Source organism: Brachyspira aalborgi (genome assembly GCF_008016455.1).
In the GTDB taxonomy this organism is placed as follows: Bacteria; Spirochaetota; Brachyspiria; order Brachyspirales; family Brachyspiraceae; genus Brachyspira; species Brachyspira aalborgi.
This window is the reverse complement of record NZ_SAXU01000001.1, coordinates 346846-363944: the sequence shown is the minus strand read 5'-3', so window position 1 is coordinate 363944 and position 17099 is coordinate 346846. Positions and strand designations below refer to the sequence as shown.

At 26.9% G+C, this 17099-nt stretch carries 17 protein-coding genes; 9 read left to right on the top strand and 8 right to left on the bottom strand.

Annotated elements, in window-relative coordinates:
• Positions 1-281: 281 nt before the first annotated feature.
• The 8 genes from EPJ79_RS01665 to EPJ79_RS01630 all read right to left on the bottom strand — a co-directional run bounded on the left by EPJ79_RS01665 (position 282) and on the right by EPJ79_RS01630 (position 8010).
• Positions 282-650 (bottom strand): DMT family protein, encoded by a 369-nt coding sequence (locus tag EPJ79_RS01665; RefSeq protein WP_147738199.1) that lies wholly within the window; start codon positions 648-650, stop codon positions 282-284.
• 54 nt (positions 651-704) lie between these two features.
• Complete coding sequence (locus EPJ79_RS01660; protein WP_147738198.1) at positions 705-3848, bottom strand: efflux RND transporter permease subunit; 3144 nt, start codon at positions 3846-3848, stop codon at positions 705-707.
• Between the two features lie 25 nt (positions 3849-3873).
• Entirely contained in the window at positions 3874-4077 is a 204-nt protein-coding gene (locus tag EPJ79_RS01655) for a hypothetical protein (RefSeq protein WP_021958965.1), read from the bottom strand.
• Positions 4078-4146: 69 nt separating this feature from the next.
• Positions 4147-4605 (bottom strand): ComF family protein, encoded by a 459-nt coding sequence (locus EPJ79_RS01650; protein WP_147738197.1) that lies wholly within the window; start codon positions 4603-4605, stop codon positions 4147-4149.
• A 55-nt stretch (positions 4606-4660) separates the two neighbouring features.
• Positions 4661-5161 (bottom strand): hypothetical protein, encoded by a 501-nt coding sequence (locus tag EPJ79_RS01645; RefSeq protein ID WP_147738196.1) that lies wholly within the window; start codon positions 5159-5161, stop codon positions 4661-4663.
• Between the two features lie 57 nt (positions 5162-5218).
• Positions 5219-6457, bottom strand: a complete 1239-nt coding sequence (lysA, locus tag EPJ79_RS01640) for a diaminopimelate decarboxylase (protein WP_147738195.1) — start codon at positions 6455-6457, stop codon at positions 5219-5221.
• Positions 6458-6626: 169 nt separating this feature from the next.
• Complete coding sequence (locus tag EPJ79_RS01635) at positions 6627-7265, bottom strand: hypothetical protein (protein WP_147738194.1); 639 nt, start codon at positions 7263-7265, stop codon at positions 6627-6629.
• Between the two features lie 286 nt (positions 7266-7551).
• Positions 7552-8010, bottom strand: coding sequence for a MarR family winged helix-turn-helix transcriptional regulator (locus tag EPJ79_RS01630; RefSeq protein WP_147738193.1), 459 nt, complete (start codon positions 8008-8010; stop codon positions 7552-7554).
• A 429-nt stretch (positions 8011-8439) separates the two neighbouring features.
• Here EPJ79_RS01630 and EPJ79_RS01625 point away from each other — a divergent pair, with 429 nt between their 5' ends.
• From EPJ79_RS01625 to dxr, 9 genes are all read left to right on the top strand, one after another.
• Positions 8440-9633 carry an aminotransferase-like domain-containing protein gene (locus EPJ79_RS01625; protein WP_147738192.1) on the top strand — a complete coding sequence of 398 codons (1194 nt, stop codon included), beginning with the start codon at positions 8440-8442 and terminating at the stop codon, positions 9631-9633.
• An 84-nt stretch (positions 9634-9717) separates the two neighbouring features.
• Positions 9718-10422, top strand: a complete 705-nt coding sequence (gene pyrH, locus EPJ79_RS01620) for a UMP kinase (protein WP_147738191.1) — start codon at positions 9718-9720, stop codon at positions 10420-10422.
• A gap of 195 nt (positions 10423-10617) precedes the next feature.
• A complete protein-coding gene (locus tag EPJ79_RS01615) occupies positions 10618-10983 on the top strand; it encodes a hypothetical protein (RefSeq protein WP_147738190.1) in 366 nt (121 codons plus the stop codon).
• A 40-nt stretch (positions 10984-11023) separates the two neighbouring features.
• Complete coding sequence (locus EPJ79_RS01610; protein ID WP_147738189.1) at positions 11024-11377, top strand: hypothetical protein; 354 nt, start codon at positions 11024-11026, stop codon at positions 11375-11377.
• A 153-nt stretch (positions 11378-11530) separates the two neighbouring features.
• Positions 11531-11890: a hypothetical protein gene (locus EPJ79_RS01605; protein WP_147559629.1), complete on the top strand. Its 360-nt coding sequence runs from the start codon at positions 11531-11533 to the stop codon at positions 11888-11890.
• Between the two features lie 135 nt (positions 11891-12025).
• The gene (gene floA / locus EPJ79_RS01600; protein ID WP_274595992.1) at positions 12026-13045 is read left to right on the top strand and encodes a flotillin-like protein FloA; all 1020 of its coding nucleotides are present in this window, start codon (positions 12026-12028) and stop codon (positions 13043-13045) included.
• Positions 13046-13120: 75 nt separating this feature from the next.
• On the top strand, positions 13121-13804 hold the full coding sequence (locus EPJ79_RS01595) for a response regulator transcription factor (protein ID WP_147527763.1): 684 nt from the start codon (positions 13121-13123) through the stop codon (positions 13802-13804).
• A gap of 12 nt (positions 13805-13816) precedes the next feature.
• The gene (locus EPJ79_RS01590) at positions 13817-15556 is read left to right on the top strand and encodes a sensor histidine kinase (protein WP_147738188.1); all 1740 of its coding nucleotides are present in this window, start codon (positions 13817-13819) and stop codon (positions 15554-15556) included.
• A 143-nt stretch (positions 15557-15699) separates the two neighbouring features.
• Complete coding sequence (gene dxr / locus EPJ79_RS01585) at positions 15700-16839, top strand: 1-deoxy-D-xylulose-5-phosphate reductoisomerase (protein ID WP_147738187.1); 1140 nt, start codon at positions 15700-15702, stop codon at positions 16837-16839.
• Positions 16840-17099: the final 260 nt, after the last annotated feature.

Below are 17099 nucleotides of genomic sequence, written 5' to 3'. Positions count from 1 at the left end.
CAAATCCTCCTTAATGTTTAATATATTTATATTATAAACCATTTAAAAATAAATGTCAAGTATTTTTACACTTATTTTTAATAATTTTTAATTATTTTTACTTAATTTATATAATTTAACAATAATTATAATACATTTAATACAAAAAATTAGATATTTAAAAATAAATTATAAATATTTTTTGTAATTCTTGATTAATTCATAGATAAATGTAAAAAATATATGTAATTTTAATAATAATTTTGAAAAAATGAAGTATAAAATCGTAAAATATTTAAAAATTATTTTTTAAAAATAAAAAATACCGCAAGAATCAAACATAAAAAACCTATAAAATGATTAAGCTTAAAAGTTTCGGTTTTAAAAAATATTATAGTGAAAATCGTAAAAATAGTTAGAGTTATAACTTCCTGTATTACTTTAAGTTGCAAAAGCGAGAATGGACCGCCATTTTCTGAAAATCCTATTCTATTTGCAGGAACTTGAAAACAATATTCAAATAATGCAATTCCCCAACTTATTAATATAACTAAAGGAAGAGCCAATTTATCAAATCCTTTCATTCGATTAAATTTTAAATGTCCATACCAAGCAAAAGTCATAAATGTGTTTGATAAAATTAATAAAAATATTGTAATTATTCCTTTCATTATTTCAATTATCCTTTTTATGATTTATATTAATAGTTATTATCGGATTAAATTTTATTCTTTATATATTTTAATTTTAAATCTATTTCTAAAACTTGAATAAACCGCAGGAATTATAATAAGAGTAAACATTGTAGAAAATATTAAACCTCCGCAAACCGCAATTGAAATTGGTTTATACATTTCGTTTCCGCTTCCCGTTTCAATAATCATAGGAAATAAACCTAAAATTGTAGTTAATGAAGTCATAAGAACGGGACGCATTCTCCTTTTGCAAGATTCCAAAGCCGCAACTTCCCAACTTATATTCCTTGCCAAAAATAATTTATTCATATAATCAATCAATACTATTCCGTTATTAACAACTATTCCAATTAACATTATTATACCAATTCCGCTATAAACATTTAAAGTATTGGAGCTAAAATATAAACATATTAAAGCTCCAAATAAAGCGAAAGGGACGGCTAAAGATATTACAAAAGGAATTATATAAGATTCAAATTGCGCCGCTATAATAGCGTAAACGAAAATCAAAGCCATTATTAAAGAAATTAAAAGTTGATAAAAAGCCTCTTGCATATCTTCGTAGTCTCCAGAAAAATTAACCGAAAAACCGATTGGAATATAAATATTATTAATTTCTTTTTTTATATCGCTTACTATATCGTTCACGGGTCTTCCAAAAGAATCGGCGCTTATTTCTATTATTCTTTTTTCGTCTTTTCTGTTTATTTCCGTAGGTCCCATATCTCTATTAATATTAACCAAAGAAGATATTGGCACTATTCCATGAGAAGTCGGAATCATTATTTTATTAATTCCTGAAATATTATTTCTGTTTTTATTCTCAAGTCTAACTATAATATCCGCATCAAAATTAATAGAATCTTTTAATCTCATTTTACTTGCGACATTTCCGCTAAAAGAAGTTCTTATAATATGAGCGATTTCATTTACATTAACTCCCATTTTTGAAATCAAATCTCTATTTACATCAAATATAATCTCTCTATTTGAATCGTCTTCTTTTATTAATACATTTCTAACGCCTCGCACTTTTGAAACGGTTTTTATAATAGAATCGGAAAGATTATATCCTCTCTCTAAATCATCTCCCACAAGCTCGATTATAATTGAACTATAATTTTTAGGTTTTCCAAAAGCTACATTCTCCGAATTAAGCTCTATTCTTCCAGGATAGCTATTTACTTTATTTCTTATAGTTTCGACATATTGATTTATTTTATATTTTCTACCGTCTTCTTTATCGACTAATTTTATTCTAACTTCTCCATGATGCTCGTTTCTTCCCGTTCTAACTCTCGATTCATAATAAGCCATATTATTGCTTAAACTATTTTCTATATTCTTTTCCATTTTACTAATAAAAGAATCCGTAAATTCCACTCTCGAACCTACGGGCAATCTCAATCTTGAAATTATAGTTCCTTCGTCAGATACGGGATAACCTTCTTTGCCTATTAAATTTAATAATAATATCAACGAAAACAATAAAGAAGAACCTATAAAAACAAATGCTTTCTTTTTATTTTTAATAACTATTATCAAAAGACTCAAATAAAATTTTTCTACATTTCTATGAATATTATTATTAACAAAATTTTTTATTTTAGAAAATATAATATTTATTTTATTATCGTTTTCATTATTTTTATAATCGTCTGAAATTAATCTCGAAGCAAGTAACGGAACTATTGTTATAGCCACAAATAAAGAAGTTAAAAGCGATATTGAAACGGTTATGCATAAATCGCTAAACATCTGCCCTATTTGTCCTTTAACAAATAAAAAAGGCAAAAATACGCAAACGCTAGTTAAAGTTGACGCGGTTATTGCAAGAGAAACTTCGCTTGCTCCAAAAATTGCAGATTTAAAATTTTGTATTATTCTATAATTATTATTTAAAAGATTTAATTTATTTTCTTTGCTATATTTTAACGAATAATAAAAAATATTTTCCAAAACAACGATAGAATTATCAACCATCATACCAACGCCAAGCACCAAACCCGAAAGCGAAATTATATTTATAGTTATATCGAAAAAATACATAAGAATAAAAGTCGTTATTATAGAAATTGGGATTGATATTCCTATTATGAATACGCTTTTAATATTCCATATATAAATCATAAGAACTATTATAGAAAATAAAGCGCCCTGCCAAATAGCGTCCGCAACATTTTTAATTGAATTTTTTATAGTCTCTGAACTGTCAAATAATATTTTATAATATAATCCTTCGGGCAAATTAATATTTTTAAGTCTATTTTCAATATCTCTCGCTATTTTTATTATGTTTCCGTCCGACTCTTTTGTTATTGCAACCGTTAAAGCTTTATTCCCGTTTATTCTAACAATTTCGGCTTCGTTATCATAGGATTTATAAACATAAGCTAAATCTCTAACTCTAACGGGAAATGTATTATCTTTTAATTCTACTACCACATCTCCAATATCTTCTATATCTTTAAACTCTCCCGTAGCTCTTATTCCGTATTTATAAACTCCTTCATAAGTTTCGCCGCAAAAAATATTTTTATTATCTTTTTCAATAGCTTTCATTATATCGTTTATATTAATTGAGTATGCATTTAATCTATTCAAATCGACATCCACGCAAACTACCCTTTTCAGTCCGCCGCGAATTTCAGTCTGCCCTACTCCGTCTATTTGATTCAAACTTGTAAGAATTTTATTATCTACTAAATCGTATAAATATCCTAAATTATCAGAACCAAAAAAAGCTATTTCCATTATTGGCGTTGTGTCGGAAGAGAATTTAGATATATTAGGATTGTCGGCATCGTCAGGCAAAGAATTTCTAATCGTATCAATCGCTTCTCTTATATCGTCCGCAGCCATTCTTAAATCAGTTCCCCAATTAAATTCTATTTCAATATTTGATTCCGATTCTTTAGATTTTGACTTTATAGTTTTTACATTATTAACCGAAGAAACTACTCCTTCTATTAATCTCGTTATAGATTTTTCTACTTCTTCGGGACCCGCGTTATTATATTTAGTTTTTACGCTTATAACAGGAATTTCCATATCGGGCAAATAATTAATATCCAATCTTGATACGCTTATAAAACCTATAATAAATAAAGAAGCCAAAATTACAACTACTGCATGCGGTTTGCTTACTATAAGCGTTATAAATTTTTTCATAATCTACAAATACTTTTAAATTATATTATTCTTTTTTATTTGATTTATTTTTATCGTATAAATTTTTTATTAGCAATACCAAAGCGACTATTATTAATATTTTAATTATTGAATTTAATATTCCGTCAAAATGCAAAAAATTAATATGCGGTTTATAAACTCTGTGAATTGCAGGAGCGCAAGAAAACAAAAATAATGAAGATAAAATAATCGATAAATATTTTAACATAATTTAATCCTTTTTAAAATAATTCTTTTTAAATTAGACGAATATATAATCAAAAAGTTCCCAAAATAATTATAAAAAAATATGATTTCTATAGCAAAAAATTATGCATTCTATATTATTGATTTTGTTTTCTTTTAATAATTTTATCGCTTCTTTTAATGTAAATCCCGAAGCAAAAACATCGTCTATCAAAAGAATTTTTTTATTTATAAATTTTTCGGGCGAAATTATATTAAAAGCGTTTTTTATATTTTCTTCTCTCTCTTTAAGAGTTTCCAAATATTTTTGTTCTTTTACTTCATTATTAAAAATTAGCGCATTTTCTTTTTTTATATTTAATTCTTTTGAAATATTATCCGCGAAAAAATTCATTATATTATTATTTTTATTTGAAGGAATAAATAATAAAATATCGGATTTTAAATTTGAAGATTTATAATATTCAATAAACGCATTTAAAATTTTTTTAGGAAAATTAATTTCTTTTCTTTTGAAAGCTCTTAATTCGTCTCCCAAATCTTTATCCAAATCGCCAAGAGCGGAAACTTTAATATCGTCAATATAAAATATTTTGTATATAATGTTAATTTCTCTTATCTTTGAATATTAAATAAATTAAAATGGCAAATAAAGAATTAACTATAATTCCTTTATATCCTTTTAAAAATCCGTTAAACCAAATTTCAATATTTGACTTTAATAAAAATACAAGCAAAATAGAAGATAATCTTGCAATTATAAAAGATAAAGGCGCTAATATACAAAAAGAAAATTTATTTTTAAGTAAAGAAATTAAAACCGAAAAAGTAAAACCTTCAAATATTAAAAAATATAATATCGGAACTTGAGGCATTCCCGTTATTATCGAATTAATTAAAGGCGAGATTATTGCAAGAGTTATAAGCGAAAGCGGATTTAAAATATAAGAAGCTAAAGATAAAGCGAAAAATATTGGCAAAAATTCAGTTCCTTTTAATCCGAAATAATGAACGGCAATCGGCGAGACTAAACTTATTCCTATTAAAAGTATAAATGCAAGTATTTCAAAAAGTTTTGTTTTTTCTTTAGTTATATGTTTTATCATAATTTACTCCTATTTTTTTATTTACAAAAAATTAATTTACTTTTAAAAAATATCAATTTATAATAACTCGTCTTTTATCATATCTTCAAAACTCTGCTCTTTTCTTATAATATAATTCTTGTCTTTATCAACCATAATTTGAGCGATTAAAGGACGGGAATTATAATTTCCAGCCATACTATATCCATAAGCGCCAGCGTCAAGCAAAGCCACATAATCTCCCGATTCAAGTAAAGCGCATTCTCTATCGCTTGCAAATATATCGGAACTTTCGCATATCGGTCCAACAAAATCATAATTTGAAAAACCTTCTCTTTTAATTAAAGGCGCTATTTCGTTATAAGCTTCATACATCGCGACTCGAATATAATCGTTCATGCCTCCGTCTAAAATAACATATTTTCTGTTTAATTCTTCTTTTATATATTCTATTTTCATTATTAAAGCGCCAGCTTCGGCTACAAAATATCGTCCAGGCTCAACAGTTACGCTTAATGCCATTTCTTTTAATAAGTTAATGCTTTCTTTTTTAAATTTATCAAAATCAAATCCCGAATGGTCTCTATTATAACGAACTCCAAAACCTCCGCCAATGTCTATATTTTTTATATTAAATCCCATGTTGTTTATTTCTTCGATTAAACTTTTCATTACAATTATTGCTCTGTAAAAAGGTTCTGCATCAACCATTTGCGAGCCAATATGCATTGATAAAGATTCTATTTCTATATTGTCCAAACTTTTTAATAATTTTGAATTTTCTCTTATGGTTTTTATGCTCACTCCAAATTTATTTCCGTTTATTCCCGTTGTAATTTTTTCATGAGTATGAGCGTCAACATTCGGATTTACCCTTATAGAACATTTTACTTTTCTTTTTAATTCTTTTGCAATATCGTTTATTCTTACCGCTTCGGGAAACGATTCTATATTGAATCTCTTTATATTTAATTCTATAGATTTTTTTATTTCTTCTTCGCTTTTAGCTACGCCCGAAAAAACTATATTCTCCGCTTTTCCTCCAGCTTTTATATATTTTAAAATCTCTCCAATAGAAACTACATCGCCTCCGATTCCTTCTTCTATCATAAGTTTTAATATCGATAAATTATTTTCAGCTTTTATAGCGTAAACTATAGAACAATCTTTCAATTCGGAAAATATGTTTTTCAGATGTCTTATTTTTTCAAGAATATCATTTTTTGAATAAACATAAAAAGGCGTTTTATAAATTTTAACCAAATCGGAAATTTTAATATCTTCGCACATGAGAATATTTTTATTATAATAAATCATTTTCAAATCCGTTTTATTTATAAAATTTTGTTATATTTTAGTATAAATGTTATATTTTTTCAATCGTTTTTATATCAATTTTAATTAATCAATTATAAAAATAAAAAGGATTATCTAAATTAATAGACAATCCTTTTTAATGTGAAATGATTTTTAATTGTTTAATTTATTACCTTTTACCAAAACGAAGCCCTATAGTAGCATTAGCTCCTATTGAATGATGCTGATTTATATTATAGCCTGCAAATAATCTGTTTCTATCGTTTTTATCGAAAAACATATATTCATAATAAATGTCAAATCCCGCAACCAAAGATATTTTTTCAGTGGTATAAATTCTATCCTCAAAAAATAATTTAACATAAGGCGAGAAAGGAACTTTATTGGGTTTTATATTGAAGTCGTCAATAATCGGAATAAATTTTACGCCCGAAGCTACGCCGACAGCCAAATCGACTATAGAAGATGGATTTTTACTTAAAACAAATTTAAAAGCCAGCCCCGTATATACTCCGCCAGCCTCTATTTGATTTATTTTATAATTTTCGTTAGGGTTTGCTATAGAAAGCATATTTGCATCAATCCCGAAATCGAATAATAAACCGAAACCTTTGAATAAGCCTTTATTTACGGGAAATTCATAACCCATTTGCAAATTTATATTTATTCTTGGCTCAAATACGCTTTCAGTTAAATCCGTCCAACTGTCTGCAAATCCAAGTTTAGACAAAAGCTCGAATTCAAAAGCGGGAAATAGAGCGCTTGAAATCGTTAAAAAAGAAGTTATTATAAAAATTTTTAATTTCATTTTGTTATTCCTTAATTTTTAAATTTTGTTTTAATATTTTTAATAAATCATTAGTTTATTAAATTTTATTAGCTTGTATCCATAGCAACCTCCTTATATAATACAAAATCATTATAATCATAAAATATAATTATAATAATATATAACCAAATTAAAATAAAAAGATAAAATATTATAATAATTAATTTATTTTATAATTATTAAATATAACCATTATAAAAAATAAAAGTAAAATAATATATTAGTAATTATATATGACTATTATGTTAAAAATTTATGAATGTATCTATTTATTAATGATTTTAGTTATTTCATTTTGCCATATTTCAGCATACGAGTTTAAAATTTTTATAAAAGTTTCAATATTTTCTAGCCCAATTCCTTTTATAGTTTTATATTCGCATTCTTGAAATTTTAGAATAATATTTTCTGCATATTTTTTGCCTTCTTCAGTAAAATGAATAGTTTTTTCTCTTCGATTTTCTGGATTTTCAATTAATTTTATATAACCTTTTTTATAAAAATATGTTATAGCTATATTTACAGTTTGTTTTGGAAGCGATAGATTTTTGCATATAATAGTTTGAGTGCAATTTTCAGTTGTAAATATAGAATATAAAATAATAAAATTTACATAAGAAAGCCCGAATGATTTTGCATAACTTTCAGATATGGAATTAAATAACTGCATACCTTTATAGCCTTTATAAAATTTATCTAAATATTGTTCAAATTCTTCATCCATAAAATTCTGCTCCAATTCGATATTATTTTATACGATTAATTAATAAAGGTATTATATTAGAAATTTGATTATTGTCAATAAAAAATTATTAAAATGTTAATTTCAAAAATTTTGGTTATTTAATTAAACGAGTTTTATTAAAATAAAAAATAAATCAAATTAAACTATTGCAATTTATACAAAATAATTATAATATATTATTCATTAAATAAATAAAAAACGGGAGATAAATATGAACGCTTTTGAATTTACGAACGAAACAAAAAATTATCGTTCTTTAAATTATTTTAAAAAATATAAAAATCAAAATAATGTCATTTTATCTATTATCGTCAATATTCTGTAATATCGTTAAACTAATCTATAATTAAAATTTTAAATAAAAAATTTAAAATAAATATAATTAAATTAAACATAAAGGAGTTTTAAATGAAATTAAGATTATCAAAGAGAGCGTTAAAAGAAGATTTTCAAGGGCAATTTGTAAAAATGATGTTGGATGTTGCGGCAAAGGGAGATTTAATATCTTTTGCAGGCGGACTTCCAAATCCTATTTCTTTTCCCGTTGAAGAGATTAAAGAAGCATGTTGCAAGGTTTTAGATAATAACGGAATTCAATCTTTGCAATATAATAATGCGGACGGATATTTGCCATTAAGAGAGTTTATAGCAAATAGATATAAAATGCAGGGAGCGGATATAAAAGCGAAAAATATTCTTATAACAAACGGTTCTCAGCAAGCTTTGGATATAATCGCTTCGGTTTTGATTGATGCGGGAGACGATGTTTTGGTTGAAGACCCTTCATATTTAGTGGCTTTGCAAACTTTTCATATTTATAACCCGAATATAAGAACGGTTAGTTTAAACGAAGTCGGAGCAAATTTGGAAGAGTTTAAAGAATCTATGAATAAATATAATCATAAATTATTTTATTCTGTTCCTACTTTTCAAAATCCTACGGGAATAACTTATACGAGCGAAGTTAGAGAAAAAATAGCCGAAATAATGAAAGGAAAAGACACTTTTTTTATTGAAGATAATCCTTACGGAGAATTGAGATTTAGAGGAGAGCATCAAAAATCTTTTTATAATTTGCTTGGCGAACAGGCAATACTTATGGGAACTTTTTCAAAAACTTTTTCGCCTGGTTTTAGAATGGGATGGATAGCTTGCGGAGTTGACGAAGTAATAAATAAAATGAAACATTATAAACAACTTGTTGATTTTCATACGAGTATATTTAGTCAAATGGTTGTAGCTCAATATCTTAAAGACAATGATTATGACGCTCATATAAAAAAGATTACCGATTTATATAAAAAACAATGCGATTATATGCTTGAAGCTATGGATAAATATTTTGCTAAAGATATACATTGGACGCATCCTGAAGGCGGAATGTTTATTTGGGTTAAACTTCCTAAAGGAATTGACGCCGTAGAACTTGGAAAAAAAGCCGCAGATAACGGAGTCGCTATCGCTCCTGGAGAGCCTTTCTATGAAAAGAAAAGAGGAGAAGGAACTTTTAGATTAAATTATACTAATTCGTCTCCTGAAATGATAGATAAAGGAATTTCTATACTATCAAAAGTTATAGAAGAAATGAAAAAAAGTAAATAAAATCGGCTTGTTTTATTTGTAAAAAAAGTTTAATATTATTCTTATTCATTGATTTAAGAGCTTAAAATTAAGGTAAATTGTATAATGAAAAAAACTGTATTATTAAAAATTTCAGGCGAAGCTTTACTTGGACAAAAAGATTACGGAATTGACAATAATGTAGTCGATAGAATAGCTTTGGAAATGAAGGAAGCGGGAGGCGACACTCAAATAGCGGTTGTCGTTGGCGGCGGAAATATTTTCAGAGGAATGCAACTTTCTAATAAAACGGGAATGGTTAGAGCGACTGCCGACTCAATGGGAATGCTTGCAACTATAATGAATGCTATAGCATTGAAAGATAGATTTATGGCGGCTGGAACTCCAACTCAAATTCTTTCTTCTTTTAATATTGAAGGTATGATTGAAGGATTTGAAAGAGATAAAGCTATAAGAATACTTGAGAGAGGAAATGTTTTAATAATAGCTGGCGGAACTTCAAATCCTTATTTTACGACAGACAGCACCGCAATTTTAAGAGCTTTAGAAATAGGAGCTTCAATAGTGCTTAAAGGCACAAATGTTGATGGAGTTTACGATAAAGATCCGAAAAATAATGAAGACGCTAAAATGTATAACGAAATTACTTTTAGAGAGGCTTTAAATAAAAATCTTCGAGTTATGGATATGACGGCTTTCGCTATGGCTAATGATAACGATATGCCTATAAGAGTTTTTAATATGAATAAAATGGGAAATATCACAAAAGCGATTTCGGGAGAGAGTATAGGAACTTATGTGCATAATTAATTAAGTATATAAATTTATAAAATAAAATAAAAAACTTAATGGCGCTAATATAATTGTAGCAAGTTATGATGAGAGTAAGATTAAAGAATATAGGGCAAAATTGAAAGAGCGTCTTAATAAAAGCCTTAAGTTTAAAGATAATATAATAGAATATTATAAATGGCTTAAAAATCAAAATTAGGTAGGTATTATTAAATGAATAAAGTTATAGAATCATATAGTAGAATGTTTGGCAAAGGAAAATTAAAAATTTGCCATCAAAGTAATAATTTTATTTTACTATCCACTATCGGCGATATGGGTGAGCTTATGGAAGATATTCAACCAACCAAGGATACTACAAATGAATTATATATTAATAGTTTTGCTACTTATAAGGTAATGGGTAAAGATTTGGCAATTATACGCAATAAATTATTATGCTTCCCAGAATTTCAATTATTAAGCGCTAATACCTTAATAGCTGATATGCTATTTTATAAGGGTGAAAATGTATTTATAATACCTACAAAGAGTTATAAGTTACTTTATTTACCGGGGGTAAAAATATTAATAGAATAAAACATTGGTTATAAGGTATATAATATAAGAGGTAAATAATATGTTAAAAAAACCAGAAAAAATAAATGAGAATTTTTGGAATAATCTATCTGAAACAGGCAAAGCCAATTTACTTAAAAGTATGTTAAATATTGATAATGATGAAATAGAAACAAATAAATATGGCAGATGGCAATTAAAGAGGTTTGCCGAGGATATAGCTAATTATAAGAATTATCATTTAATAAAAAACAATATACAAAATACCATAGGATATAAGGCAGGAGATAATAAAATAAGACCAACTTGCTTACCAGGTTGGGATTTTTTAGTAAGGGAATATACAACGGAATACCCAGAAACAGTAGAAGATTTTAATAAACATTATGAGGATATGATGAGTAAGTGGATGTAAAAAATGAAATAATTTTTAAGAGTTATTGCTTATAAAGTTTTAGATGGCTGAAAGCAAAGGATTTATAGACAAAAGAGAGTAGGTTTTGGAAGATATGCATAAAGATAATTATGGCAGATATTTTTTAATATATAAGCCGCAGGAGTAATAAATATGTTAGAATTTATAGATAAATCAGTATTATTAAGTTTATGTAAAAAGATAGTTAAGATATATAAAAAGCATACAAAGCCAAATAGTTTATTTGTAAGGAATTGGGTTATGAGGAATAAAGATAAATATAATGATAAATTCTATAATTCAAATAAAAATTATAAATATATAGATGCTATGTTAATAGCTTTATCATATCATAATTTAATAGCTATTGAATATAAGAATAATAGTAATATAATTACAGATATAATTGAAATAAATAATGAAGTAGAAAAAATGCTTGACGAAGACTTTGATGATAGCGATTTTGATAACGAAGAGGATATAGAGGATTTAGAAAACTTATCAATAGAATAGGTTAATAAACTTATAGATGAAAATAATTAATAAAAAGGGATTACTTAATATTAAAAAAATATATATATAAGTTATGGAAATAAAAAATAAAGTAAAATTAGTATTAAATTAAAAAATAATTAAGGAGATTTTATTATGTATGATATTTTATCTTTAGGAGGATTCAGTATGATTCCAATGTTTATAGGAATAGTTATTATATTAATTATTCTGCTTATTTTCTTGCGTTTTTTCCCAATCGGACTTTGGGTGACGGCTTTGTTTTCGGGCGTAAGAATAAGCATAATAACTTTACTTACTATGCGATTAAGGAGAGTAAATCCTTCTTTAATAGTTTTGAATCAGATTAAATTATGGAAAGCGGGATTAAAAATAGGAAGTAACGAACTCGAGGCGCATTATTTGGCTGGAGGAAATCCAACCGCTGTGTCGGACGCTTTGATTGCCGCAGATAAAGCCTCTTTGAATTTATCATTTGAAAGAGCATGCGCTATAGATTTGGCGGGACGAGATTTAGTAGACGCGATTAGAACTTCCGTATCTCCAAGAGTTATAGCCACGCCTTTAATCGCCGCGGTTGCGAAAGACGGAATTCAGGTAAAGGCTACGGCAAGAGTAACTGTTAGAACGAATATTAATAGACTTGTCGGAGGAGCGGGAGAAGAGACAATAATCGCGAGAGTGGGAGAAGGAATAGTCACCACAATAGGAAGTTCGGCATCTCATAAAGAAGTTTTGGAAAATCCCGATAGAATCTCTCAAGTAGTTTTGGCAAAGGGTTTGGATTCTGGCACGGCTTTTGAAATTTTATCAATAGATATTGCGGATGTTGATGTCGGAAACAATATCGGAGCGGTTTTGCAAATTGACCAAGCGGAAGCGGATAAAAAAATAGCTCAAGCTAAAGCCGAAGAGCGAAGAGTTATGGCTATAGCGAGAGAGCAGGAAATGAAAGCGCAAGTTGAAGAGATGAAAGCTAAAGTTGTGGAAGCTGAATCTCAACTTCCTTTAGCTATTGCGGACGCTTTGAAAAAAGGAAATATTGGCGTTTTGGATTATTATAATATGAAGAATATAATGGCTGATACGGAAATGAGATATAGTATTTCTGGTTTAGATTCTTCAAGTAAAGATAATCCGAATAATGCAAAATAGCTAAAATTTCCGCATATTGTATTTAATTAAAATAAATAATATAATACGAATAAAAAAATTACGGCAGAATTATATATGGAAAAAGAACTAATTTATTCGGTCGAAGACGATATTAATATAAGCGACCTTATAAAATATACTATTGAAGAGTCTGGTTTTAATATAAAATGTTTTTCAAACGGCTACGATATGCTTGAAGCTTTGAAAATGAAAACTCCGAATTTAATTTTACTTGATATAATGCTTCCCGATATTGACGGAACAGAAATCTTAAAAATCATAAGAACAGAATATTCGCATCTTCCTATAAAAGTTATAATGCTTACGGCAAAATCAAGCGAAATAAATATAGTAACGGGATTAAACGCTGGAGCTGACGATTATATGCCAAAGCCTTTTTCGGTTTTGGAGCTTATAGCAAGAGTAAAGGCAAATTTAAGAAAGAAAGATAGAAGTTTAGAAAGCGAAGAATTGATATTTGGAGAGATAAAAGTTCTTGTTAGAAAAAGAGCCGTATTTGTAAATAATAATCAAGTTGTTCTTACTCAAAAAGAATTTGATTTATTAAAATTATTGGTTGAAAACGCGGAAAATGCAGTATCTCGAGAAACTATGCTTGAGGAAGTTTGGGGCGTTGATTATTCTATGGAATCAAGAACCATAGATATGCATATAAAATCTATAAGACAAAAGTTAAATCTTCAAAAAGAAAATATTGTAACCGTTCGCGGAATGGGTTATAAACTTACGGAAGATTAACGAAATCATTTTATGATTAAAAATATTTTTTATAAATCGCTGTTTATTCTTATTTTAACAAGCGCTTTAATGTTTATAGGAATTCTTTTTACCGTTCAATATAATAATATTAAATATAGTCAAGTAATGATTATGAATATTATGGAAATGCTTGAAAGTGAAGTTGATATTTACGACATGAAAACGGAAGAAGATTTTAGAAGATTTGTTTTGCAGTCGGATAAAAAATACTTAAGAATAAGCGTTATAGCGACAAATGGAATCGTGATAGCCGACACTACGATTAATATTGCGCTAAATCCTATGGCAAATCATACAAATAGAAGCGATGTTATAGAGGCATTGCATAGCTCGGGCGATAGAACATTTTTTTCGATTCATATTTCGGCTAGTCAAAAAATTCCGTATATATACGCTTCAAAAAAAATAAAAGCGGAAGATTATAGAGATTATATTTTAAGAATTTCTATGCCTATGGATTCCGTTAATAAATATTTAATAACTTTTTTATTTACCGCGGTTATGGTTATAGGAATTGTAATTATAATAATGGCTTTAATTTTACCTTCTACGGCAAAAAGCATTATGATTCCGTTTTATTCTATAAAAGAAACTTTGGATAATATATATAAAAATAAATCTCAAAATATAAAAAATTTGACGGGCTTTAACGATATTAACGACATATTATACGATATTAACGAGCTTGCAATAGATTTGAATAATAATATTATAGGCTATCAAACCGAAAGAGAAAAATTAAATTATGTGCTTGAAAATATAGCTCAAGGAATTGTGGCGATTAATAAAAATAAAGATATATTTTTTATAAATCAATTCGCTCTTGAACTTTTAAACTCTACAGATAGCGATATTAAAAGTTTAAATGAAATTATTAAAGATAAATCCGTTATAAAAAAAATAGAAGACGCTATTAAATTAAATAGATTTTCAAAATTCGACATAAAAGAAAGAAATATGGATATTGAGATAAATGTTATTCCGATATTAAACAATAAAAATATATCCGCTTTAATAAAATTTGAAGATGTTACCGATATAAGAAAAGTTGAAATTGAAAAGCAAGATTTTTTTATAAACGCTTCGCATGAATTAAAAACTCCTTTAACTTCAATTTTGGGTTATTCTGAACTTCTTATAAATATGAGCGCTAAAGATAAAAATGAAAATAAAAAAACTGATTTTATAAAAAGAATTAACGCGGAAGCTTTGAGAATGAAAGAGCTTGTTTTAAATATGCTAACTTTAAGCAGAATGGAAGCTAATTGGCAGGAAACTATAGACGAAAAAATAGATTTAAAAGATATAATTTTAAATGTTTTTGAAAGCAATAAAATAAAATCTCAAAAAAGAAATATAAATATAGAATTGGATATAGAATCTGCAATTATAATAGCAAATAAAGAAAAAATAACCGAAGTAGTTAATAATCTTGTAGACAATGCCATAAAATATACTGACGATGGCGGAGAGGTAAAAATCATTTTAAAAAACAACAAAGATAAAGCGATATTTACCGTAAAAGATAACGGTTGCGGAATTGAAAGCAAATATTTAAATAGAATTTTTGAAAGATTTTTTAGAGTTAAAAATGAAAAATATTTAAAAGTTCAAGGCACGGGTTTGGGTTTGACTATAGTAAAAAATATATGCGCGCATTATAACGCCGATATATATATAAACAGCGAAGAGAATAAAGGAACTGAAATTTCGGTTGTTTTTAATTTATAGGAATTTTAAGCGGTTTTATAAAATTGTTTCTTTTTTACAAAAATATAAATTTGTATGCTTTTACAAAAATGATAAATACATTATAATTAAAATCTAAACTCTACAAAATGAATTATTACAAAATACAAAGGATAAAATAAATAATGAAGAAAAAAGTTTTAATACTCGGTTCAACGGGTTCTATAGGAAATAATACATGCTCGGTTATAAGAGAGTTTAATAAAGATTTTGAAATAGCGGGAATTTCTACAAATTCTAAAATCGATATTTTGCAAAAACAAATTAAAGAATTTAATCCTAAAATAGTTCATATATCTTCAAAAGAAGCTTTAAATAATTTTAAAAATACAAAAAATAAAATTAATGTTCACGAAGGAAGTATTGCAGAATTTGTTAGAGATTCTGATTTTGATATTCTTGTAAACGCTTTGACGGGATACGCTGGATTTTTACCAACAATAGAAGCAATTAAAAAAGGAAAAACTATAGCTTTAGCAAATAAAGAGACTTTGGTTGTCGGAGGCGATATAATAAACGAATTATTAAAAAAATATAACGCGAGTTTAATTCCGATAGATAGCGAACATTCGGCAATATTTCAAATATTAAGGCATTTCAAAGACGCTCAAATTTCAAAAGTTATAATAACAGCATCGGGCGGTCCTTTTTTCAAAACTCCAAAAGAAGAATTAAAAAATGTAACGGTTGAAATGGCTTTAAAACATCCTACTTGGAAAATGGGCGGAAAAATTACGATAGACAGCGCTACTATGATGAATAAAGGTTTTGAAGTTATAGAAGCGCATCATTTATTTAATTTGGATTACGATAAAATTGAAACTATAATTCATCCTCAAAGTTTAATTCATTCTATGGTTGAATTTGTTGACGGTGAGATTTACGCTCAAATTGGAAAAAACGATATGCGTCTTCCGATTCAACATGCTCTAACCTACCCCGAAATTAGAAATACGCCTTTTGAAAAATTGAAATTGCATGAGCATTCTGAAATTAATTTTTATAAAATGGATTTTGAAAAATTCATTATGCTTAAACTCGCTTATGAGTGCGGTAAAAAAGGAGGATTATATCCTTGCATTTTGAATGCTGCAAACGAAATATGCGTTTATTCTTTTTTAGAGAAAAAAATTGGCTTTACCGATATATTCGATATAGTTCATAAAATATGCGATAGAGAAATAAATATTCCGCTTACAATAGAAAATATTATAAAAACTGACAGAGAGATAAGAGAAGAAACTTTGAAAGAAATAGTAGGTTAATAAAAGATTTATGTTATTTATTTAAAAAATTTTGTTTAATTAATAAATGAATTTTATTAAAAATGGATTGCTTTGGACTTTTTAAATTCTCGCAATTACGATTTTTTTATTGAATAAAAATTTCAATAACAATATACAGTTTTCTAATTCTAAAAAGCATCAGTGTGAATAAGTAAAACAAACAAAATAATCTAAATAAAATTTAATTATAAACGGTTGACTTATATATATAATTTTATATTATTAATATATAACAATTA

What these genes read in the sequence shown, in the direction of transcription:
- EPJ79_RS01665 (WP_147738199.1), bottom strand. Translation starts at nt 650, where the DNA reads ATGAAAGGAATAATTACAATATTTTTATTAATTTTATCAAACACATTT.
- EPJ79_RS01660 (WP_147738198.1), bottom strand. Translation starts at nt 3,848, where the DNA reads ATGAAAAAATTTATAACGCTTATAGTAAGCAAACCGCATGCAGTAGTT.
- EPJ79_RS01655 (WP_021958965.1), bottom strand. Translation starts at nt 4,077, where the DNA reads ATGTTAAAATATTTATCGATTATTTTATCTTCATTATTTTTGTTTTCT.
- EPJ79_RS01645 (WP_147738196.1), bottom strand. Translation starts at nt 5,161, where the DNA reads ATGATAAAACATATAACTAAAGAAAAAACAAAACTTTTTGAAATACTT.
- lysA (WP_147738195.1), bottom strand. Translation starts at nt 6,457, where the DNA reads ATGATTTATTATAATAAAAATATTCTCATGTGCGAAGATATTAAAATT.
- EPJ79_RS01635 (WP_147738194.1), bottom strand. Translation starts at nt 7,265, where the DNA reads ATGAAATTAAAAATTTTTATAATAACTTCTTTTTTAACGATTTCAAGC.
- EPJ79_RS01630 (WP_147738193.1), bottom strand. Translation starts at nt 8,010, where the DNA reads ATGGATGAAGAATTTGAACAATATTTAGATAAATTTTATAAAGGCTAT.
- EPJ79_RS01625 (WP_147738192.1), top strand. Translation starts at nt 8,440, where the DNA reads ATGAAATTAAGATTATCAAAGAGAGCGTTAAAAGAAGATTTTCAAGGG.
- pyrH (WP_147738191.1), top strand. Translation starts at nt 9,718, where the DNA reads ATGAAAAAAACTGTATTATTAAAAATTTCAGGCGAAGCTTTACTTGGA.
- EPJ79_RS01615 (WP_147738190.1), top strand. Translation starts at nt 10,618, where the DNA reads ATGAATAAAGTTATAGAATCATATAGTAGAATGTTTGGCAAAGGAAAA.
- EPJ79_RS01610 (WP_147738189.1), top strand. Translation starts at nt 11,024, where the DNA reads ATGTTAAAAAAACCAGAAAAAATAAATGAGAATTTTTGGAATAATCTA.
- EPJ79_RS01605 (WP_147559629.1), top strand. Translation starts at nt 11,531, where the DNA reads ATGTTAGAATTTATAGATAAATCAGTATTATTAAGTTTATGTAAAAAG.
- floA (WP_274595992.1), top strand. Translation starts at nt 12,026, where the DNA reads ATGTATGATATTTTATCTTTAGGAGGATTCAGTATGATTCCAATGTTT.
- EPJ79_RS01595 (WP_147527763.1), top strand. Translation starts at nt 13,121, where the DNA reads ATGGAAAAAGAACTAATTTATTCGGTCGAAGACGATATTAATATAAGC.
- EPJ79_RS01590 (WP_147738188.1), top strand. Translation starts at nt 13,817, where the DNA reads ATGATTAAAAATATTTTTTATAAATCGCTGTTTATTCTTATTTTAACA.
- dxr (WP_147738187.1), top strand. Translation starts at nt 15,700, where the DNA reads ATGAAGAAAAAAGTTTTAATACTCGGTTCAACGGGTTCTATAGGAAAT.